This window comes from Blastococcus sp. SYSU D00813 (assembly GCF_054050735.1).
In genome coordinates, this window is record NZ_JBJGZX010000002.1 from 187,516 (window position 1) to 206,908 (window position 19,393).

The 19,393-nt window shown below is 76.9% G+C and carries 19 protein-coding genes; 12 read left to right on the forward strand and 7 right to left on the reverse strand.

From position 1 onward, the window contains the following. Nucleotides 1–31: 31 nt before the first annotated feature. Both ACI8AX_RS02345 and ACI8AX_RS02350 read left to right on the forward strand, forming a co-directional pair. On the forward strand, nt 32–574 hold the full coding sequence (locus tag ACI8AX_RS02345; RefSeq protein WP_456548178.1) for a GNAT family N-acetyltransferase: 543 nt from the start codon (nt 32–34) through the stop codon (nt 572–574). Between the two features lie 65 nt (nt 575–639). Further along, complete coding sequence (locus ACI8AX_RS02350) at nt 640–1,263, forward strand: dihydrofolate reductase family protein (protein WP_456548179.1); 624 nt, start codon at nt 640–642, stop codon at nt 1,261–1,263. Here ACI8AX_RS02350 and ACI8AX_RS02355 read toward each other — a convergent pair. Next, the gene (locus ACI8AX_RS02355; RefSeq protein WP_456548180.1) at nt 1,209–2,441 is read right to left on the reverse strand and encodes a sensor domain-containing phosphodiesterase; all 1,233 of its coding nucleotides are present in this window, start codon (nt 2,439–2,441) and stop codon (nt 1,209–1,211) included. The genes ACI8AX_RS02350 and ACI8AX_RS02355 overlap by 55 nt on opposite strands. Nucleotides 2,442–2,632: 191 nt before the next feature. On the opposite strand from ACI8AX_RS02355, the gene ACI8AX_RS02360 reads away from it, so the two are divergent. The 4 genes from ACI8AX_RS02360 (at nt 2,633) to ACI8AX_RS02375 (ending at nt 8,182) form a co-directional block, all read left to right on the forward strand. Next, on the forward strand, nt 2,633–4,081 hold the full coding sequence (locus tag ACI8AX_RS02360; RefSeq protein WP_456548181.1) for an MFS transporter: 1,449 nt from the start codon (nt 2,633–2,635) through the stop codon (nt 4,079–4,081). Nucleotides 4,082–4,091: 10 nt separating this feature from the next. Continuing rightward, nucleotides 4,092–5,552 (forward strand): MFS transporter, encoded by a 1,461-nt coding sequence (locus ACI8AX_RS02365; RefSeq protein WP_456548182.1) that lies wholly within the window; start codon nt 4,092–4,094, stop codon nt 5,550–5,552. Nucleotides 5,553–5,634: 82 nt separating this feature from the next. Then, on the forward strand, nt 5,635–7,176 hold the full coding sequence (locus ACI8AX_RS02370; RefSeq protein WP_456548183.1) for an MFS transporter: 1,542 nt from the start codon (nt 5,635–5,637) through the stop codon (nt 7,174–7,176). A 49-nt stretch (nt 7,177–7,225) separates the two neighbouring features. Then, complete coding sequence (locus ACI8AX_RS02375; RefSeq protein WP_456548184.1) at nt 7,226–8,182, forward strand: diguanylate cyclase domain-containing protein; 957 nt, start codon at nt 7,226–7,228, stop codon at nt 8,180–8,182. 9 nt (nt 8,183–8,191) lie between these two features. On the opposite strand, the gene ACI8AX_RS02380 is transcribed toward ACI8AX_RS02375, so the two are convergent. After that, entirely contained in the window at nt 8,192–8,857 is a 666-nt protein-coding gene (locus tag ACI8AX_RS02380) for a response regulator transcription factor (protein ID WP_456548185.1), read from the reverse strand. A 79-nt stretch (nt 8,858–8,936) separates the two neighbouring features. After that, nucleotides 8,937–10,070, reverse strand: coding sequence for a sensor histidine kinase (locus ACI8AX_RS02385; protein ID WP_456548186.1), 1,134 nt, complete (start codon nt 10,068–10,070; stop codon nt 8,937–8,939). 179 nt (nt 10,071–10,249) lie between these two features. On the opposite strand from ACI8AX_RS02385, the gene ACI8AX_RS02390 reads away from it, so the two are divergent. The 6 genes from ACI8AX_RS02390 (at nt 10,250) to ACI8AX_RS02415 (ending at nt 14,915) form a co-directional block, all read left to right on the forward strand. Further along, nucleotides 10,250–11,119, forward strand: a complete 870-nt coding sequence (locus tag ACI8AX_RS02390; RefSeq protein ID WP_456548187.1) for an ATP-binding cassette domain-containing protein — start codon at nt 10,250–10,252, stop codon at nt 11,117–11,119. A 33-nt stretch (nt 11,120–11,152) separates the two neighbouring features. Next, complete coding sequence (locus ACI8AX_RS02395) at nt 11,153–11,935, forward strand: hypothetical protein (protein ID WP_456548188.1); 783 nt, start codon at nt 11,153–11,155, stop codon at nt 11,933–11,935. A gap of 118 nt (nt 11,936–12,053) precedes the next feature. After that, nucleotides 12,054–12,479: a winged helix-turn-helix transcriptional regulator gene (locus ACI8AX_RS02400; RefSeq protein WP_456548189.1), complete on the forward strand. Its 426-nt coding sequence runs from the start codon at nt 12,054–12,056 to the stop codon at nt 12,477–12,479. A 38-nt stretch (nt 12,480–12,517) separates the two neighbouring features. After that, nucleotides 12,518–12,856 (forward strand): thioredoxin family protein, encoded by a 339-nt coding sequence (locus ACI8AX_RS02405; RefSeq protein ID WP_456548190.1) that lies wholly within the window; start codon nt 12,518–12,520, stop codon nt 12,854–12,856. A gap of 58 nt (nt 12,857–12,914) precedes the next feature. Continuing rightward, nucleotides 12,915–14,024, forward strand: a complete 1,110-nt coding sequence (locus tag ACI8AX_RS02410; RefSeq protein WP_456548191.1) for an alkene reductase — start codon at nt 12,915–12,917, stop codon at nt 14,022–14,024. A 117-nt stretch (nt 14,025–14,141) separates the two neighbouring features. Then, the gene (locus ACI8AX_RS02415; RefSeq protein WP_456548192.1) at nt 14,142–14,915 is read left to right on the forward strand and encodes a hypothetical protein; all 774 of its coding nucleotides are present in this window, start codon (nt 14,142–14,144) and stop codon (nt 14,913–14,915) included. Between the two features lies 1 nt (nt 14,916). On the opposite strand, the gene ACI8AX_RS02420 is transcribed toward ACI8AX_RS02415, so the two are convergent. From ACI8AX_RS02420 to ACI8AX_RS02435, 4 genes are read right to left on the reverse strand one after another with little or no spacing between them, the layout of a single operon-like run. Next, nucleotides 14,917–15,564: an ABC transporter ATP-binding protein gene (locus tag ACI8AX_RS02420; protein ID WP_456548193.1), complete on the reverse strand. Its 648-nt coding sequence runs from the start codon at nt 15,562–15,564 to the stop codon at nt 14,917–14,919. Further along, nucleotides 15,561–16,376, reverse strand: a complete 816-nt coding sequence (locus tag ACI8AX_RS02425) for an ABC transporter ATP-binding protein (protein ID WP_456548194.1) — start codon at nt 16,374–16,376, stop codon at nt 15,561–15,563. Before ACI8AX_RS02425 ends, ACI8AX_RS02420 begins: the two co-directional genes overlap by 4 nt. After that, nucleotides 16,366–19,041: a hypothetical protein gene (locus tag ACI8AX_RS02430; RefSeq protein WP_456548195.1), complete on the reverse strand. Its 2,676-nt coding sequence runs from the start codon at nt 19,039–19,041 to the stop codon at nt 16,366–16,368. Before ACI8AX_RS02430 ends, ACI8AX_RS02425 begins: the two co-directional genes overlap by 11 nt. Next, nucleotides 18,954–19,349 (reverse strand): response regulator, encoded by a 396-nt coding sequence (locus tag ACI8AX_RS02435; RefSeq protein WP_456548196.1) that lies wholly within the window; start codon nt 19,347–19,349, stop codon nt 18,954–18,956. Before ACI8AX_RS02435 ends, ACI8AX_RS02430 begins: the two co-directional genes overlap by 88 nt. Nucleotides 19,350–19,393: the final 44 nt, after the last annotated feature.

A 19,393-nucleotide genomic window follows, 5' to 3' on the forward strand; every position in this document is an offset into this window, starting at 1 on the left:
CCCTGTCTACCCGCGCTCCTACAGTGGGGCGGTGCCGGCCGTCGAGGTCACCTTCCGGCCGCTCGAGCGCGCCGACCTCCCGCTGCTGTCGCGCTGGCTGGCCGAGCCGCTCGTCGCCCGCTGGTGGGCGCACGACCCGTCGCCGGAGGCGGTGGAGGCCGACCTCGGGCCGGTGCTCGACGGCCGGGACCCCACCGAGGTTCAGCTGGCGCTCGCCGAGGGCCGCCCGTTCGGGCTGCTGCAGCGCTACACCTTCGCCGACAACCCCGAGTACGTCGCCGAGCTGGAGCCGGTGTACCCGGTGCCGGACGGCGCCCTGGGCATCGACTACCTGATCGGCGAGCCGGCGCTGCGCGGGCGGGGGGCCGGTGCGGCGATGATCGCGGCGTTCGTGGCGGAGGGCTGGGCCCGGTACCCGGCGGCGCGCGACGTCGTCGTCCCGGTGGCCGCGGGCAACGTCGCCTCCTGGCGCGCGCTGGAGCGCGCGGGGTTCGTGCGGGTCGCCGAGGGCCCGCTGACGCCGGACAACCCGGTCGACCCACCCGACCACGTCGTCTACCGCGCCGGCCGATGAGTCCGCCCGTCCCGGGCCGTCTGCCCTGACGTCGCCCGCACGGTGCGGGCGCGGGAGGGAGGGTCGTGCGCCCCCTGGTGGTCACGGTGTTCACGAGCCTGGACGGCGTGGTGCAGGCCCCGGGCGGGCCCGACGAGGACACCTCGGGCGGGTTCCGGTACGGCGGGTGGCTGGTGCCGCACTTCGACGACGTCCTCGGCGACCAGGTCACCGCCTGGTTCGAGCCGGCCACCGCGTTCCTCCTGGGCCGCGGTACCTACGAGGTCTTCGCCGCCTCGTGGCCGCTGGTGCCCCCCGACGACCCGATCTCCAAGGCGCTCAACGAGCTCCCCAAGCACGTCGCGTCCCGCACGCTGACCGCCCCGCTGGAGTGGGCCGGCTCCTCGCTGCTCGAGGGCGACGTGCCCGCGGCCGTGCGCGGGCTCAAGGAGGGCGGCGACGGCGAGCTCCAGGTGCACGGCAGCCCCGGGCTGGCCCAGACCCTGCTCGCCGAGGACCTGGTCGACGAGCTCCGGCTCGTCGTCTTCCCCGTCGTCCTGGCCGGGGGGAAGCGGCTGTTCGGCGCGGGCGCGCGCGCCGGCGGCTGGCGGCTGGCCACGTCGCGGACGACGCCGGCCGGCGTCGTGCTGAGCACCTACACGCGGGCCGGGGAGGTGGAGACCGGCGCGATCGGGCCCGAGTACGACTGAGCGGCCGGCGCCAGGGCCTCGGCCGGGCCGGGGCGGCCGAAGAACCAGCCCTGGCCCAGGTCGACGCCCAGCGAGAGCAGGGTCGCGGCGTCGTCCGCCGTCTCCACGCCCTCGGCGACCACGGTCGCGCCGCAGCCGTGCCCGAAGGTGACCAGCGACCCGACCAGGGTGCGCAGCACCGGGTCCTCGCCCACGCCGGCGACGATGCTGCGGTCGAGCTTCAGCACGTCGGGGGAGGTGACGACGATGTGCCGCAGCGAGGAGAAGCCGGCGCCCACGTCGTCGACCGCCAGCCGCAGGCCGGCCGCGCGGAACGGCAGGAGGGCCGTGGTCAGGGCGTCGTAGTCCTCGACCGGGTCGTGCTCGGAGAGCTCGAGCAGCACGCGGTCCAGCGGGAGGGTGGCGAGCAGGTCGGCGAAGGGCCGGGTCAGCAGGGTGGCGGGGGAGACGTTCATCGCGACGTAGCCGCCGATGCGGTCCAGGTGCGCCGCGGCGCCGCGCAGGGCCAGCATCTCCAGCTCGTGCCCGCGGCCGACGCTGTGCGCCTCGGCGAAGACGACGTCGGGCGCCCTGGCCCAGTCGGCGGGGAAGCGACTCAGCGCCTCGGCCCCCACCCGGGCGCCGGTGGTGAGGTCGACGATGGGCTGCAGGACGACGGTCGGGCCGCCGCCGGCCACGACCGGGTCGAGCCGGGCGTCGATGTCGCTGCGCCGCTCCTGGTCGCGCACCTCGGGCTCGACGATCACCGCGGCGGCGCCTGCGAGCACCTCCACGAGGGCCCGGTCGCGCGCGCCCAGCTCGGGGTCGGAGGTGAACCCGAAGGCGCAGAAGGTGCCGTACAGGCTGCCGTCGCTGAGCCGGACCGGCGCCGACACGTAGCTGCGGATGCGCGGGATGCGCGCCGAGGGCAGCGACATCGCCAGCGGGAAGCGCCTGACGTCCGGGATCACCGCGGGCAGCCGGCCGTCGAGGACGGCCTGGCAGAAGGAGGTCTCCTGGGCCACCGTGGCGCCCTCGTGCACGAGCACCGAGGCGGGCACCGAGGCGTCGACCACCTCGAGGTGCTGGGTGGTCCCGTCCAACCGGCTGAGGAAGGCGACGCTCATCCCGAGCGAGGTGCGGGCCGTGGCCAGCAGATCGGCGATCCGCTGGTCGGCGGCCGAGCGCTGTCGACGCACGTGGAGCCCCTTCCGGAGGTGGTGTCCTCTCCATCGGCATCCGTTGCGCACGATTGAGTGGCCTCACCCCGAGGAGGCAGCGGGCGACGCGCCGCACCTGTGGTGTGCCCGGTGGCGGGGGCCTGTCAGAGTGCTGAGTTGCCGGCAGCAACCACCGTGGGCGACCGCCGGGACGGCGCGGGGAGGGACACATGGGAGCCGACGGCGCCCGCACGCCGCAGCGCGCGACCTTCCTCGTCCTCGCCGCGGGCCTGTGCGCCTACTCGCTGCTGCAGTCCATGGTGATCCCGGTGCTGCCGGCGCTGCAGGCCGACCTCGGCACCACCCAGTCCGACGTCACCTGGGTGCTCACCGCGAACCTCCTGGCGGCCGCCGTGGCGACGCCGATCGTCGGGCGGCTCGGGGACATGTTCGGCAAGCGCCGGCTGTTCGTCACCGTGCTGCTGGTGCTCAGCGTCGGCTGCCTGCTGTCGGCGCTGGCGGCCTCGATGCCGCTGATGGTCGTCGGCCGGGTGCTGCAGGGCGTCGGCGGCGGCGTCATCCCGCTGGGCTACAGCCTTCTGCGCGACGAGTTCCCCGACGGGGCCGTGGCCGGGGCGATCGGGGCGCTGTCGTCCCTTATCGCCGTCGGCTCCGGGCTCGGGCTGGTCATCGCCGGGCCGATCGACTCCGCGCTCGGCCTGGACTGGCTCTTCTGGCTGCCGATGGTGGCCGGGCTGCTCGCCGCGGGCGCCGCGTCCCGGGTCGTCCCCGAGCCCAGGGTCCGCACGCCGGGACGGGTCAACTGGCCGGCGGCCGTGCTGCTGTCGGGCTGGCTGGTCTGCGTGCTGCTCGGGGTCAGCCGGTCGACCGCCTGGGGCTGGGGCTCGCCGGCGGTCCTCGGGCTGCTGGCCGGCGGGGTCGTGCTCCTCGCGCTGTGGATCACCGTCGAGGCGCGGTCGGCCGAGCCGCTGATCGACATGCGGATGATGCGGCTGCGGGCGGTGTGGACGGCGAACCTCATCGCCTTCCTCGTCGGGCTGACGATCTTCGCGGCGTTCGCGTTCATCCCGCAGTTCCTGCAGACGCCGCCGGAGGCCGGCTACGGCTTCGGCGCCACCATCGGCGAGGTCGGGCTGTCGCTGCTGCCGCAGACCGCCGCCGGCTTCTGCGCCGGCCTGGTCGCCGGGCGGCTCGGGCAGCGGTTCGGCCCGCGCAACGTCGTCACCGCCGGCACGCTGCTCACCGCGCTGTCCTACGGCCTGGTCACCGTCGCCCACGACGAGCACTGGCAGCTGGCCATCGCCTTCGTGCTCATGGGCCTGGGCACGGGCGCGACGCAGGCGTCGATGGCCAACGTGGTGGTGACCGCGGTGCCCCGCGAGCAGACCGGCGTGGCCAGTGGCATGAACGCCAACATCCGCACCATCGGGGGCTCGATCGGCTCGGCCGTGATGGCCACGGTGGTCACATCGTCGGCCCCGCCGGGCGGGCTGCCCACCGAGAGCGGCTACACGACCGGCTTCCTGCTGCTCACCCTCGGCATGGTCGCCGCGGCCCTGGCCACGCGGGCCATGCCCGCGCCCCGCCGGGCCCGCCGGTCCCGGCGGGCACCCGAGGTGTCGGCGTCACCGCTGGCCCCCCTGCCGGGCGACCCGTAGGCCGGCGGCCGTGCACACCTCCCACCGGGCCGTCTCCGCCGTCCTGGCGATCGGGATCTTCTCCGGCGCCCTGCTGCAGTCGCTGGTCATCCCGGCGCTGGCCACCTTCCAGGAGGCGCTGGGGACGACCCAGGCCGACGCCACCTGGATCCTCACCGCCACGCTGCTGGCGTCGGCGATCGCCACCCCGGTCAGCGGCCGGCTCGGCGACATGCTGGGCCGCAAGCGGGTCTTCGTCGCGGTCATGGTCCTGACGACGCTCGGCTGCCTGGTCTGCGCGCTGGCCGGCTCGCTGCCGGTGATGCTGGCCGGCCGGGTGCTGCAGGGGCTGGGCGCCGGCGTCCTCCCCATCGCCTTCGGGATGATCCGCGACACGTTCCCGCCGGAGCGGCTGAACAAGGGGATCAGCGACCTGGCCACGCTCGGCGCCCTGGGCGCCGGCGCCGGGGTGGCGCTGGCCGGGCCGATCGAGGGCCTGCTCGGGGTCTCCGGCCTGTTCTGGGTGCCGCTGGTCCTGCTGGTCGGCTCCGTCGTCGCCGGCGTGGTGCTGCTGCCGGAGACCGGCACCCGCCAGCCCGGCGGGATCAGCTGGGCGGCGGCGCTGCTGCTGTCGGCCTGGCTGGTCTGCCTGCTGCTGGGCCTGAGCCGCGGGCCGCAGTGGGGCTGGGGCTCCGCGCGCGTGCTGGCCCTGCTGGCCGGGGCCGCCGTGTTGCTCCTCGCCTGGGTGGCGGTGGAGGCGCGGGCCCGGCACCCGCTGGTCGACATGCGCATGATGCGCCGCCGCGGGGTGTGGACGGCGAACCTCGTCGCGCTGCTGGCCGGCGTCGGCATGTACGCCTCGTTCGCGTTCCTGCCGCAGTTCCTGCAGACCCCGCCGTCGGCCGGCTACGGGTTCGGCTCGACGGTGACCGAGTCGGGGCTGGTGATGCTGGTCCAGACCGGGACGGCGTTCCTCGTCGGGCTCGTCGTCGGCCCGCTGACCACCCGGCTGGGCTCGCGGACGGTGCTGCTCGGCGGCGTCCTGGCCTTCGCCGCCGGTTACACGGTGATGGGCCTGGCGCACGAGCACTTCTGGCAGTCGGTGCTGGTCGCGGTGCTCGTCGGCCTCGGCTTCGGCACCTCCTTCGCGGGGATGGCGACCCTCGTGGTGTCGGCCGTCCCGCCGGAGCAGACCGGCGTGGCCAGCGGCATGAACGCCAACATCCGCACGGTGGGCGGCGCGATCGGGTCGGCGCTGATGTCCACGGTCGTCACCGCCCACGCCGGACCCGGCGGGCTGCCCGCCGAGGGCGGCTACACGACCGGCTTCCTGCTGCTGGCCGGCGCCTCGCTGGTCGCGGCCGGGGCGGTGCTGCTGGTCCCGCGGGTGCCGCGCGACCCCGTCACCCGCGAGGAGCCCGCCGTCCCGGACCGCCACCCCCAGGCGGCGCTGGTGCCCGGGGGCACCGTGGCGGGCGCCGGCGAGGAGTAGCGACGCGGGCCGGGCGGCTACCGCAAGCCGTACCGTACCTTCGGTTGCGCTCGGCAACCGGAACAGAGGACCCCGCGCCACCGTGACCCCCTCAGCAGCCCCTGCACCGGCCCGCGTCCGGTACCAGGTGACGTACGCGGTGCTGGCCCTCGGCGTGGTCGCCTTCGTCCTCCAGCAGGGCCTGGTGGCGCCGGTCCTGCCCACGCTGCAGCGCGAGCTGGGCACCACGCAGGCCGACGTCACGTGGGTGATCACGGCCAACTTCCTGGCGACCGCGGTGTCCACCCCGATCCTCGGCCGGCTGGGCGACATGATCGGCAAGAAGCGGGTGTTCGTCCTCGCGCTGGGCGCCGTCGCGGTGGGCGGCCTGCTCGCGGCGCTGTCGACGTCGCTGCCCCTGATGGTCGTCGGCCGGTTGTTCATGGGGGCCGGCGGCGGCGTCCTGCCCCTCACCTTCGGGATCATCCGCGACGAGTTCCCGCCGGCCCGGGTGCCCGGGGCGATCGGCACGATCTCCTCGCTCATGGCGGTCGGCGGCGCGCTGGGCACCGTGCTCGCCGGCCCGATCGTCGACCACCTCGGCTGGCACTGGCTGTTCTGGATCCCGATGCTGCTCGTGTCGGTCGCCGCGGTGGCCGCCCAGCGGGTCGTCCCCGAGTCGCGGGCGCGGGCCGGCGGCACGCTCAACCCGCTGGCGGCGGTCCTGCTGTCGGGGTGGCTGGTCTGCCTGCTGCTGGCCATCAGCCAGGCGCCCGAGTGGGGCTGGGCCTCCGGCGCGGTGCTCGGCATGCTGGCCGGCAGCGCCGTGCTGCTCGCCACCTGGGTGCGCGTCGAGACGCGGGCCCGGCAGCCGCTGATCGACATGCGGATGATGCGGCTGCGCGGGGTGTGGACGGCGAACGTGGTCGGCCTGCTCTTCGGCGCCGCCATGTACTCCGGCTTCACCTTCATCCCGCAGTTCCTGCAGACGCCGGCGGCCAGCGGCTACGGGCTCGGGGCGTCGATCACCGCCTCCGGCCTGGTGCTGCTGCCGCAGTCGGCGGCGTCGTTCGCCCTGGGGCTGGCGTCCGGGCGGCTGGCCCGGCGGTTCGGGTCGAAGAACCTGCTGGTCGTCGGCTCGGTCGCCACCTCGGCGGGGTTCGTGCTCTTCGCCCTGCTGGGCCACTCGCTGTGGCAGGCGAGCCTGGTCTGCGTGCTCATGGGCGTCGGCTTCGGGATGTCGTTCTCCGCCATGGCGAACCTGGTGGTCGCCGCCGTGCCGTCGTCCCAGACCGGCGTGGCCAGCGGGATGAACACCAACATCCGCACGATCGGCGGGTCGATCGGCACCGCCGTCCTGGCCGGGGTGGTGACGGCGGGGGCGTCGTCCTCGGGCCTGCCGCAGGAGTCGGGCTACACGACGGCGTTCCTGCTCTCCGCGGGCGGGCTGCTGCTGGCGGCGGTCGCCGGGCTGCTGGTGCCCGCCGTCCGCCGGGACCCCGTCACGCACGAGGAGCCGGAGGTGCCCGACCGGCACCCGCAGGCCGCCCTCGTGGCCGGCGGGACGCTGGTCGGCGACGGCCGCGAGGAGCCCGCACAGCCGGATCCGTACCGGAACGGTGCGGGAGCTCCCGAGCGGGGCTAGTGTCCCGGGTCCCGGGCGTGCCGGGGCCCAGCGGACCGGCGGGGGTGACGTGGCGACGGAGTCCGTGCCCGCGGGGGGCGCCGCCCCGGACGCCGCCGCCCTGGACGACCCCGCCCTGGACGCCGCCCTGGACGCCGCACTGCTCCGTTCCCTCGCCGAGGCGACCGAGGCGCTGCTGGTCGTCGTCGACGCCGGAGGCCGGATCCTGCTGGCCAACCCCGCGCTGCAGCGCTTCACCGGCCGGTCGCCCGCCGACCTGCTGGGCCGGCGGTTCACCGAGGTGTACGTCGTCCCCGAGCACGTCGCCCTGGCCGAGGACGCCGTGGCCCGCGCCATCGCGACCGGCCGGGCCCACCGGCAGGAGGGCGACTGGCTCACCGGCACCGGGGAGCGGCGCCGGGTCACGATGCGCAACACGGTGCTCCTCGACGCGGCCGGCCGGCCGGCCGCCGTCGCCTGCGTGGCGCTCGACGTCAGCGACGACCCGCAGCGCGACGCCCGCCTGCACCACCGCGCCGAGACCGACCTGCTCACCGGCGTCCCCAACCGGGGCGTCCTGTTCGACGTCCTGCGCGTGTACCAGGAGGGCGGCGTCGGCTGCGGCGTCCTGTTCTGCGACCTCGACGAGTTCAAGGCCGTCAACGACGCCCACGGGCACCCGGTGGGCGACCTCGTGCTCGCCGAGGCGGCGGGCCGGCTCGCGGCGGCGGTGCGACCGGAGCAGCTCGTGGCCCGCTTCGGCGGCGACGAGTTCGTCGTCGTCTGCCCCGCCGCCACGGCGGGCGACCTCGAGCACCTGGCCGCCGAGGTGACGCAGCGGATGTCGGCGCCGTTCCCCACCCCGGCCGGCCCCGTGACCCTGGGGCTCAGCGTGGGGACGGCGGTCGGCCGGCCCGGGGAGAGCGCCGACGAGCTGATCAGCCGCGCGGACCGGGCGATGTACGGCGTGAAGACCCACCGCCGCCGCCGCTCGGTGCGCGAGGAGCCGCCCGGCCCGCGACGCTGAGGGGCCGGGTCAGCCCTCCAGCAGCCCGGCCTCGTGGGCGAGGATCGCCGCCTGCGTCCGGTTGGCCAGGTCGAGCTTGGCCAGCAGCCGGCTGACGTAGGTCTTCACCGTCGCCTCGCTGACGAACAGCTCGCGGGCCAGCTCGGCGTTGGACCCGCCGCCGCCCAGCAGCACGAGCACCTCGCGCTCCCGGTCCGACAGCTCGGCGACCCGGCGCAGCGCCTCCACCCGGCGGGGCGCGGCCCGGCGCTCGACGTAGGAGTCGATGAGCGTGGCGGTCACCGCGGGCGACAGCGACGCCGTCCCGTCGGCCACCGCGCGCACCGCGGCGGCGATCTCCCGGGGCGGGGTGTCCTTGAGCAGGAAGCCCGCGGCGCCGGCGGCCAGCGCGGCGTAGACGTACTCGTCGAGGTGGAAGGTCGTGAGGACGGCGACCTGCGGCGGGTCGGGCAGCGCCAGGATCTGCCGGGTCGCCTCCAGCCCGTCGAGCACCGGCATCCGGATGTCGGTGAGGACGACGTCGGGCCGCAGCTCCCGCGCCGCGCGGACGCCGGCCGCGCCGTCCCCCGCCTCGCCGACCACCTCGAAGCCGCCGGTGGCCTCCAGCACGGTGCGCAGGCCGAAGCGCACCAGCTCCTCGTCGTCGACCAGGAGCACCCGGATCGCGTCGCTCACCGGATCCAGGGTCCGTTCCCGCGGAGCGCTCCGCTCCCCGCTCGCCGGCGCTCGCCGCGATGCCCCCGCCCCTGTCCGCTCACGCCGGCAGCACCGCCTCGACCGCGAAGCCGCCGTCCAGCCGCGGGCCGGTGGTCAGCCGCCCGTCCAGGGTGCGCACCCGTTCGGCCAGCCCGACCAGCCCGTAGCCGCCCGAGGGCGCGTCGGCCGCCGGCTCCCGCCCCGGCCCGTTGACCACCCGCACCACCAGTTCCTCCTCCCGCCGGTCCAGCTCCACGCACACCCTCGACCCCGGCGCGTGCTTGGCCGCGTTGGTGAGCGCCTCCTGCACGACCCGGTAGGCGGCCCGCCCCACCGAGGGGTCGACGGCGTCCCCGCCGTCGGCCGCCCGCAGCTCGACGTCCAGCCCGGCCGCGCGGCTCTCCTCGACCAGCCGGCCGACGCTCTCCAGGCCCGGCTGGGGGGCCAGCGGCACGGCGTCGTCGGCCCGCAGGACGCCGACCATCTGCCGCAGCTCCTCCAGCGCCTGGCGGCCGGCGGCCTGCACCTGCCCGGCGAGCTGCTCGACCCGGTCCCGGTCGGCCGCGGCCACCTCGATGGCGCCGGCCTGCAGCACCATGAGGCTCACCCGGTGCCCGACGGCGTCGTGCATCTCGCGGGCGATGCGGGTGCGCTCGCCCAGCACCGCCTCGCGGGCCATCAGCTCCCGCTCGGTCTCGGCCCGCTCGGCGCGCTCGCGCAGGGCGGCGAGCAGCTCGGCGCGGGTGCGCTGCCAGATGCCCACCGCGGCGGGCAGCACCAGGGCGATCGCGACCCCGCCGACCGCGGCGACCGCCTCGTCGAGCCGGTCGACGGCCCAGGGCTGCGCCACGGCCACGGCCCCGACGACGGCGGCGGGCACCCGCACCCGCCAGCGGCCCTCGTACCGGCCCACGGCGTAGGCGGTCAGCAGCATGCCGACGGTCAGTGCCGGCACCAGCGCCCCGAGCGCCGCGCTCACGACGAACGGCACGAGCGGCGCCGACCGGCGGAAGAGCAGCAGGGTCAGGACCAGCAGCACGCCGCCGGTCACGAGGACGGCGTCGGGCGCCAGGCGCGCCTCGGGGGTCGCGACGCCGATCACGACCGTGCCCGTGCTGACGAGGGCGAGCAGGACCTCGAACCAGATGCTGCGCGCGCGCAGCCCCGGCCAGACGCGGTCCCGCAACCCCATGCGGCGGAGCGTATGTCCGCGCCCGGCCGCGGCGGGTCGACCGATCGTCCCGGCCGACGTCATCCATCGGATGACACGGCCGCGACCTCCGTCGACGCGATCGGCTGCCTCCGGCCGACGCGGAGGCGGCACCCCGACCGGCAGGTTGGTCGTCGACAGCCCGACCCCTGGAGGCAGCGATGATCACGGTCAGCGGACTGACCAAGCAGTACGGCACCCGGACCGTCGTCGACGACGTGTCGTTCACCCTCGAGCCCGGCACGGTGACCGGCTTCCTCGGCCCCAACGGCGCCGGCAAGAGCACGACCATGCGGATGATGACCGGCCTGGTGCCGGCCACCTCCGGCACCGCGCTGGTCGACGGCCGCCCCTACGTCGACCTGCCCAACCCCGGCGCCGTCGTCGGCACCCTGCTCGACGCCTCGGCGGTGCACCCCGGCCGCACCGGCCGGGCGCACCTGCGGCTGCTCGCGGCGGCGGCCGGCGTGCCCGCGGCGCGGGCCGACGAGGTGCTGGAGCTCGTCGGCCTGGCCGGCGCCGCCCGCCGCCGGGTCGGGGGCTACTCGCTGGGCATGCGGCAGCGGCTCGGCATCGCCGGCGCGCTGCTGACCGACCCGCCGGTGCTGGTGTTCGACGAGCCGGCCAACGGCCTGGACCCGGAGGGCATCCGCTGGATGCGCGACCTGCTCCGCGGGCACGCCGCCCGCGGCGGCACGGTGCTGCTCTCCAGCCACCTGCTCGGCGAGGTCGAGCACACCGTCGACCGGCTGCTGGTGATCGGGCAGGGGCGGATCGTCGCCGACGGCTCGGTCGCCACCCTGCTCGGCGCCGAGGGGACGACGGTGCGCGCCGTCGACCCGGCCGCCCTCGCCGGCGCGCTGGCGACCGCGGGGTTCCACGTGCAACACGGCGACGACGGCGCCCTCGTCGTCCCGGGCGCGGAGCCGGCCGCGGTCGGCGCCGTCGCCGCGGCCGGGGGTCACGCCCTGGTCGACCTGCGGCCCACCGAGCGCGCGCTCGAGGACCTCTTCTTCTCCCTCACCGCCTGACGACCCCCCTTCGACGACCCCCTGGAGCCCACCGTGACCACCACCCTGTCCCCGGAGCCCGCCGTGACCACCGCCGTCCCGACCACCGCCCGCCCCGCCGTCCGTCCCGGCCCGGCGTCGCCGGCCACCCTCGTCGCGCTCGAGGTGCGCAAGTCGCTGTCGACCCGCTCGGGCAAGGCGCTGGCCGCCGCGTCGGCGCTGCTGATGCCGGCCGCCGCCGCGGTCATCTCCACCGCCAGTTCCGAGCCGCTGGGCTCGGTCACCGGTCCGGTCGGCGTGATGGGGATGCTGACCGCGCTGGTCCTGCTGGCCCTGGGGGTGCTGTCCACCGCCGGTGAGTGGACGCACCGCACGGTGCAGACCACGTTCCTGCTCACGCCCCGTCGCGGCCGGGTGCTGGCCGCCAAGGCGGTCGCCGTGGCGCTGCTCGGAGCGGCTCTGGCCGCGGTGTCGACGGCGCTGACCGTGCTCGGACTGGCCCTGCTGGAGAGCGACGTCGCGTGGGACGGCGCAGGTCGCGCCGTCGTCGCCGCGGTGGCCGCCGGGGCGGCGTTCGCGCTGGTCGGCGCCGGGACCGGGGCCGCCCTGACCAACACCCCCGCGGCGCTGACCGGTCTGTACCTCGTCATCCTGGGCGCCCTGCCGGTGGTGCGGACCTTCAAGCCGGAGATCGGCTCGCGGCTCGACCCGGCCGAGGCCGTGATCGCGCTGGCGCAGGGGGACGCCACCGGCCGCTCGGTCGCGATCCTCGCCGGCTGGGTGCTCGTCGCGCTGGTCGCCGGCGCCGTCGTGACCCGCCGCCGCGCCGTCGCCTGAGGCCCGCGGCCGCCGTGCACCTGTCCACCTCCCGGGCGGTCCCAGGAGTGGGCAGGTGCACGGCGGCCGTGCAGCGACCTCTGGTCAGGACCTGGGTCCTGGGTCCATACTCAGCACCGTGAAGGATCGGGTGGCCGAGGTGCTGACGCTGGTGGGGGAGCGCTGGTCGCTCCTCGTCGTCCGGGAGGTCTCGCTCGGGCTGCGGCGCTTCGACGAGCTGGAGGCTGCGACCGGCGCCTCCCGGACGGTGCTGTCCGACCGTCTGCGCCGGCTCGTCGAGGCCGGCGTCCTCGCCCCCCGGCCCTACCAGCTGCCCGGCAGCCGGGTGCGCTCCGAGTACGTGCTCACCGAGGCCGGCTACGACCTGATCCCCCTGCTCGCCGCCATGTCGGACTGGGGCGAGCGGCACCTCGGTGCCGGGACGCAGGCGGCCGTCGACTACCGGCACGGCGGCTGCGGCGGCCGGGTCACCGCCCGGCTGACCTGCGAGTGCGGAGCGCAGATCGCCCCGCGCGAGCAACTCGTCGCCCAGGTCAACCGCTGACCGGGCTCCCGCACGGCCGACACCGAGAGGACGCCGCCATGGCCGACCTGCCCACCACGACCGACGCCGCCTTCGCCGCCGACGTGCTCGCCAGCGCCGTCCCGGTGCTCGTCGAGTTCACCGCGAGCTGGTGCCCACCGTGCCGCATGATCGCGCCGGTCCTGGCCCGCATCGCCGAGGAGCAGGCCGGCCGCATGCGCGTGGTCGCGCTCGACGTGGACGAGAACCCGGAGACCACCCGCCGCCACCGGGTCATGGGGATGCCGACGCTGGCCCTCTTCGTCCGCGGCGAGCTGGTGGCGACGGTGGTCGGCGCCCGGCCGCAGGCGATGATCATGCAGGCGCTCGAGCCGCACCTCGCGGCCGCCGCGGCCTGAGTGGGCAGGTCGGCGCCGCCCGGACCGGTGGTCGGCGTGATGCCGGTCGCCTCACGGAATGCCCGCAGTCGGTTGGTTGTCGCAACCTCCCGTGGATCTCTTCTCACCCGTGACCCTGGGCGACCTCGAGCTGGCCAACCGCGTGGCGATGGCCCCGCTGACCCGGATGCGCTCGGGCCCGTCGGGCGTCCCCGGTGACCTGGTCGTCGAGCACTACGCGCAGCGCGCCGGGCTCGGGCTGATCGTCACCGAGGGCACCTACCCGGTGCACGAGTCGCAGGCGTTCGTCGGCCAGCCCGGCATCGTCACCGACGAGCAGGTGGCCGGCTGGCGCCGCGTCGCCGACGCGGTGCACGCCCGTGGCGGCCGCATCGTGATGCAGGTGATGCACGGCGGGCGGGTGACCCACCCCGAGATCAACGGCGGCCGCCGCGTCGAGGCCCCCAGCGCGGTCGCCATCGAGGGCGAGGCGCGCACGGCCACCGGCAAGCACCCGTACCCGGTGCCCCACGCCCTCACCACCGACGAGCTCCGCGAACGGGTGCAGACCTTCGTCGACGCCTCCCGCCGGGCGGTCGAGGCCGGCCTGGACGGCGTGGAGATGCACGGCGCCAACGGCTACCTGCTGCACGAGTTCCTCTCCCCGGCGGCGAACCGGCGCGACGACGAGTACGGCGGTTCGCCGGAGAACCGCGCCCGCTTCGTGGTCGAGGTCGTCACGGCCGTGGCGGAGGCGGTCGGCGCCGGCCGGGTGGGGCTGCGGATCTCCCCCGAGCACAACATCCAGGGCGCGCTGGAGGACGACCGGGACGACGTCCTCGCCACCTACGGGCACCTGCTCGACCGGCTGCGCCCGCTCGGCCTGGCCTACCTGTCCGTGCTGCACCGCGAGCCGGCCGGCGACCTGGTGCAGGAGCTGCGCCGCCGCTTCGACGGGCCCCTCATGGCCAACAGCGGCTTCGGCTCGATCACCACCCGCGAGGAGGCGACGGCGCTGATCGACAGCGCGCACGCCGATGTCGTCGCGGTCGGGCGGGCCGTCATCGCCAACCCCGACCTCGTCGAGCGCTGGGCCGGGCAGCACCCGGAGAACGAGCAGCGGCCGCACCTCTACTACGCCAGCGGCGCCGAGGGCTACACGGACTACCCGGTGCTGCGGGCCGGCTGAGCCGGGCGCCGTCAGGCGGCGCGCACGGAACGCCGCCGTCCCCTCCCCACGGGTCCACACTCGCCTGGCCGGAAGACACCCGGCGAGCTGGTCCTGACAGCACGGAAGGGGATGGTCATGGACCGCACGAGTGGGACCGCCGCGGGAGCCGCGGCCGGGATCGACGGGCCGTACGACGACGGGACGCCGGTCAGGGACCACACCTGGGACCTGGTCGCCGCGGTGGCGGGGCTGGTCTTCGTCGTCCTGGTGGTGGCCAGCTTCTTCACCCCGGGCACGCCGATGGCCGACGAGGGCGGCGCGGCGATCGCCGCCGACATCGCCGCCGACCGGACCGGGCACCAGTGGTCGCTGCTGCTCGCCTTCCTGGGCGACGTCGCGTTCCTCCTGTTCCTGGCCGGGCTGTGGAGCCGGCTGCGCCGCGCGGAGGGCCGCGCCGGGCTGTTCTCCGGCGTGGTGGCGATCGCCGGCGCGGTGTTCGCGGCGACGATCATGGTGTCCGAGGGCATCTACCTGGCGATGGTGAGCGGCACCGCCGAGATCGACGGGGACCCCGCTGTCTTCACCACCCTCGCGGTGCTCAACGACTGGGTCGGCTTCGCCGGCGTCCCGGCCGGGGCGGCGCTGTTCCTCGGCGTGGCGGCGGCGGTCGTGGCCACGCGCACGCTGCCGCACTGGCTGGGCTGGTGGGCCGCGGTCGTCGCGGTGCTGCTCATCGTCAGCTTGGGCGGCGTGTTCCAGGAGGACTTCGACGACGTCGGCCTCGGCTGGGCGGCCTTCCCGGCGTTCATCCTGATGATGCTGTGGACCCTGGCCACGGCGGTCCTGCTGCTCCGGCACGCCGGCCGGCCCATGGCCTCCCGGCACGCGGCGGCTCCCGCGCAGGGATAGGTCAGCCGGTGGCCTCCAGCCGGCCGTCGTCCAGCCGCAGGACGCGGTCGGCGGAGGCCACCACCGCCGGGTCGTGGCTGGCCACCAGCACCCCGGTGCCGGCGGCGCAGGCCGAGCGCAGCACGCCGAGCACCGTGCCGGTCAGCTCCTCGTCGAGGTGGCCGGTCGGCTCGTCGGCCAGGACGAACGCCGGGCGGACGACGAGGGCGCGGGCCAGCGCCGTCCGCTGCTGCTCGCCCAGGGACACCTCGCCGGGCAGGCGGTCGGCGAGGTGCTCCAGCCGCAGCTGCGCCAGCACGGCGGCCGCCGCCGCGGCGGGGTCGGCGTCCCCGGCCAGGCGGGCCGGCAGCGCGACGTTCCCGGCGACCGTCAGCTCCTCCAGCAGCCCGAACTGCTGGGGGACGACGGCGACGGTCGTCCACGGGGCGGCGGCGGGCTCGGGCGCCCCGGGGACCTCGACGGCGCCGGCGTCCGGGCGCTCCCAGCCGAGCAGGCAGTTGAGCAGCGTCGACTTCCCCGACCCCGAGCGGCCCAGCAGGGCGACGAGCTCGCCCGGCGCGACGGCGACGTCGACCCCGCGCAGCGCGTGCACCTGCTCGCGGCCGCGCCGGTAGGACTTCGCCAGCCCGGTGCCGCGCAGCGCGCTCACGTCGGCTCCCGCAGCACGACGCCGTCCTCGGTCACCTCGAGCAGGGCCCGCCGGTCGGGGAAGCGGGCCAGGGCGTCCTCGGGCAGCTGCACCCGGCCGTCGCCGTCGATGACCGCCAGCCGGCGGCCGGCGACCTCCTCGTGCGCGACGGTGCCCGAGCGCAGGTGCACCACCCGGTCGGCGGCCGCCGCGGCGAGCGGGTCGTGGGTGGCCAGCAGGACCGTCGTCCCGGCCGTCGCCAGACCCCGCACCGCCTCCAGCAGGTCGGCGGTGGTGCGGCTGTCGAGCTCGCTGGTCGGCTCGTCGGCCACGAGGAGGGTGGGCCGCCCGGTGACGGCGGCGGCGAAGGCCAGCCGCTGCTGCTCCCCGCCCGACAGCTGCGCGGGCACGTGGTCGGCGCGGTCGGCCAGGCCCAGGCGGTCGAGCAGCTCGGCGGCGTCGTCCCCCCGGGTGCGGCGCAGCCGGGCGGCCGCGGCCAGGTGCTCGCGGACGGTGAGGTGCGGCGAGAGGTTCTGCGACGGCCGGGCGAACACGTAGCCGATGGAGCGGCGGCGCAGCGCGCGCAGCCGGCGGGTGGACAGCCCGGTCAGGGACTGTCCGGCGACCTCGGCGCGGCCGGCGGTCGGCCGGTCCTGCGCGGCGAGGATGCGCAGCAGGGAGCTCTTGCCCGAGCCCGAGGGGCCGGTGACGGCGGTGACCCGGCCGGCCGGGACGACGACGTCCACCCCCTTGAGTGCGTGCACCTCGCCGCTGGGCGACCAGTAGATGCGGACCAGTCCGTCGCACCGTGCCGCGGGCTCCTCATGCGGCATCGCGCATCACCCGCCCGCCCGTCGTCTGCCGCGCCACCCGGCCGACCAGCAGCGACCCGGCGAGGGTGGCCGTGACGGCGCCGGCGGCCACGGCGGCCAGGGTGCCCCACGGCACGCTGAACAGCGGCCCGGGCAGGACGTCGGGCACCGGGTCGAGCAGCCGCACCAGCAGGGCCGACACCGGCAGTGCCACCGCGACCGCCAGCACGGCGCCGAGGCAGGCGAGCAGCCCGGTCTCCAGCGCGGCCGCGGTGCGCTGCGCCCGGCCGCCCATGCCCATGCGGGTGAGGAGCACCGAGGCTGCCGCGCGCCGGCGCTGCTGGGCGCCGGCCTGCACGGCCAGCCCGGTCAGCCCGAGCAGCCCGGCGAGCGCGGCGACGGCGCGCAGGTGGCCGAAGGACCAGGTGCGGGCGCTGAGCTCGGGGCGGGCGGCGAAGTCGGCCGAGGTGACCACCTGGTCGGGGTCGAAGGCCCAGCCGGCCGCCGTCAGCGCGCCCAGCAGCGGCGCGGCCTCGCCGCGGGCCCACAGCTCCTGGTCGAGGAACGTCTCCGGCTCGCGCCCGCTCGCCCGGATGGCCGCGGCGAAGCGGTCCCGGTCGGCGACCAGCAGCGGCCCGTCGCCCCGCTGCCCGGGGAAGGCGGCCACCCGGCCGACCACCTCGACCGGCACCGCGTAGACCCGGGCGAACTCGGCCACCAGGTCACCGCCCAGGTCGCCGGGGAAGGGCCCGGCCAGCAGCACGGGCACCCGGTCGCCGCCGCGGCCGGCCAGCGCCGCGGCCAGGTCGGCGAGCGGGCGGTCGGCCAGCGCGGGGTCCCAGCGGACGACGGCCTCGAGGTCGCCGGGCCGGACGGCGAGGACGTCGACGGTCAGCCGGCCGGGGACCAGCGTCAGACCCTCGGTGCGCGCCACGATCGTCGTCCCCTCGGGGGAGGGGCCGGCGTCCTGCACCTGGCGCAGCAGCGGCACGACCACGTCGCCGGCCGCGGCCACGGTCGCCTTGGCGTCGATGGTCCGGGCGGCGGAGTCGGCGAGCGCACCGGCCTGCACGACCAGGGCCAGCGCCAGCGCCGTGGTGACGACGACGAGGCGGACGGCGCCCCGCCCGGCCGCCACGCGGGACAGCGCCAGGAAGGGTGCCGGCGTCAGCCGCCCGAGCCGGGCGCGCCCGCGCCGGCCGAGCCGGGGCAGGAGGGCGGTGACGGCGCCGGCGGCGGCCACGGTGGCCAGCAGCGGGAGGACCAGCGGCAGCAGCGCCACGCCGCCGTCGTCGGTGTCCCCGGTGAGGACGAGCACCGCGACGGCGGCGGTGACCCCCGCGGTGAGCGCGACCCACGGCACGGCCCGGCGCGGCCGTCGTCCGACGACGTCCATCCGGGCGACCGCGGCCGCGGTCACCCCCGTGACGGCGAGCAGGGCGGCGCCCGCGCCGGCGGCCAGCACCGCGGCAGCCTGCGCGGCGACGCCGTCGGGCAGGTCGGCCGCGGGGCCGGACGCGCGGACGAGCAGCCGGCCGGCCGCACCGCCGCCGGCGGCACCGGCGAGCGTGGGCAGCAGCGCCTCGCGCAGCGCCGCGCCGGCGGCCCGGGCCGGCGAGAGCCCGCGGACCAGCAGGGCGCGCAGCTCGCCCTCCCGCCGGCGGACGCGCTGGCCGGCCCACGCGCCGACCAGCACGAGCCCGGCCAGCGCGCCGCCGAGGCCGACGGCCCGCACCGGCGGGACCAGCAGCTCGACGGTGCGGTCGACCGTCGCCAGCGCCTGGGGCAGCCGGGTCAGCGGCGCCGGCGGGCCGAGGTCGCCGGCGGCGGCCGCGCGGACGACGTCCCCCCGCGGCGTGGCCAGGGCGGCGCGGAACCGGTCGAGGCGCTCGGCGGCGCCACGGGCGCCGTCGACGTCCAGCCCGGGGGGCAGCGGCAGGAACCACTCCAGCGCCAGGCCGCTCTCCAGCTCGTCGGCGACCTCGAGCACCAGCGCCCGCGGCGCGATGACCGCGGCCGTCGGGTGGACCGGGTCGTCCAGGCCGCGGTAGCGCGGCTGGACCAGCAGCGCCTCCTGCCCGGCCCAGTACTCGTCCAGGGGCAGGGGCGGCTCGGCGTACACGCCGGCGACGGGCAGCTCGATCGGGGCGCCGCCGCTGCTCTCGCTGCGCAGGACGTCGCCCGGGCCCAGCCCGGCGAGGTCGGCGAGCCGCTGCGGGATCAGCACGGCGCCGGCGCGGGGCGCGCCCGCGACGAGGTCGACGTTCTGCTCCGCTCCGGTGCGGGAGAACAGCAGCACCCGGTTCAGCCCGCCGGGGGTGGAGAGGAAGAGGGAGTCGCGCACGCGGACCAGCGACCGGGGCGGGTCGAGGCCGAGCCCGGCCGCGGTGGCGGTGACGGCGTCGTCGAGCGCGCCGGCGCGGGCGGCGCGGGGCGGCTCGGGGTCGGTGGGGTCCTCGACCGTCGTCGTGGCGTAGGTGGTGCCGAGCGCGACGGCGGCGCTGCGGTCGCGCTCGCGGTCCCAGGCGCCCTCCTCGGCGGACCCGGCCACGAGCGGGACGGAGACGGCGACCGCGGCGAGCACGGCGACGAGGACCGTCAGCGCGAGGGCCTGACCGGGCAGCGGCAGCAGCGCGAGGCGGAGCCGGCGGGCGGCGCGGCGCAGCCGGGACCCGGGCGCGCGCACGCGGGCAAGGTAGCGGCGGCCGGGGCGCCGGATCCAGCACGAACAGGCCTCGGACGCCTCGGCGGTGCCCGGCCCGCGGTGAGCATGAGGATCCGGCAGGCCAGGCCGTCGGCGACGATCCGGCGGGCGACCTCGTCGCCTGGGGTGCCCGGCAGGTCGCGGTCGAGGACGACGACGTCGTAGGCGTTCACCGCGAGGTTCTCCAGCGCGCTGTCGCCGTCGTGGACGACGTCGGAGGCGATGGCCTCCAGGCGCAGGCCGGCGCGGACGGCGTCGGCCAGGTAGGGCTCGTCCTCCGCGATCAGCACCGCACGCGCGCCAGGGTAGGGAGGTAGGCGTATCGCGGGCGTAT

Excerpts from the sequence above, each read along its gene's own strand:
- ACI8AX_RS02360 (WP_456548181.1), top strand. The coding sequence starts at position 2,633 with ATGGGAGCCGACGGCGCCCGCACGCCGCAGCGCGCGACCTTCCTCGTC.
- ACI8AX_RS02385 (WP_456548186.1), bottom strand. The coding sequence starts at position 10,070 with ATGGGGTTGCGGGACCGCGTCTGGCCGGGGCTGCGCGCGCGCAGCATC.
- ACI8AX_RS02390 (WP_456548187.1), top strand. The coding sequence starts at position 10,250 with ATGATCACGGTCAGCGGACTGACCAAGCAGTACGGCACCCGGACCGTC.
- ACI8AX_RS02405 (WP_456548190.1), top strand. The coding sequence starts at position 12,518 with ATGGCCGACCTGCCCACCACGACCGACGCCGCCTTCGCCGCCGACGTG.
- ACI8AX_RS02410 (WP_456548191.1), top strand. The coding sequence starts at position 12,915 with ATGCCCGCAGTCGGTTGGTTGTCGCAACCTCCCGTGGATCTCTTCTCA.
- ACI8AX_RS02415 (WP_456548192.1), top strand. The coding sequence starts at position 14,142 with ATGGACCGCACGAGTGGGACCGCCGCGGGAGCCGCGGCCGGGATCGAC.
- ACI8AX_RS02425 (WP_456548194.1), bottom strand. The coding sequence starts at position 16,376 with ATGCCGCATGAGGAGCCCGCGGCACGGTGCGACGGACTGGTCCGCATC.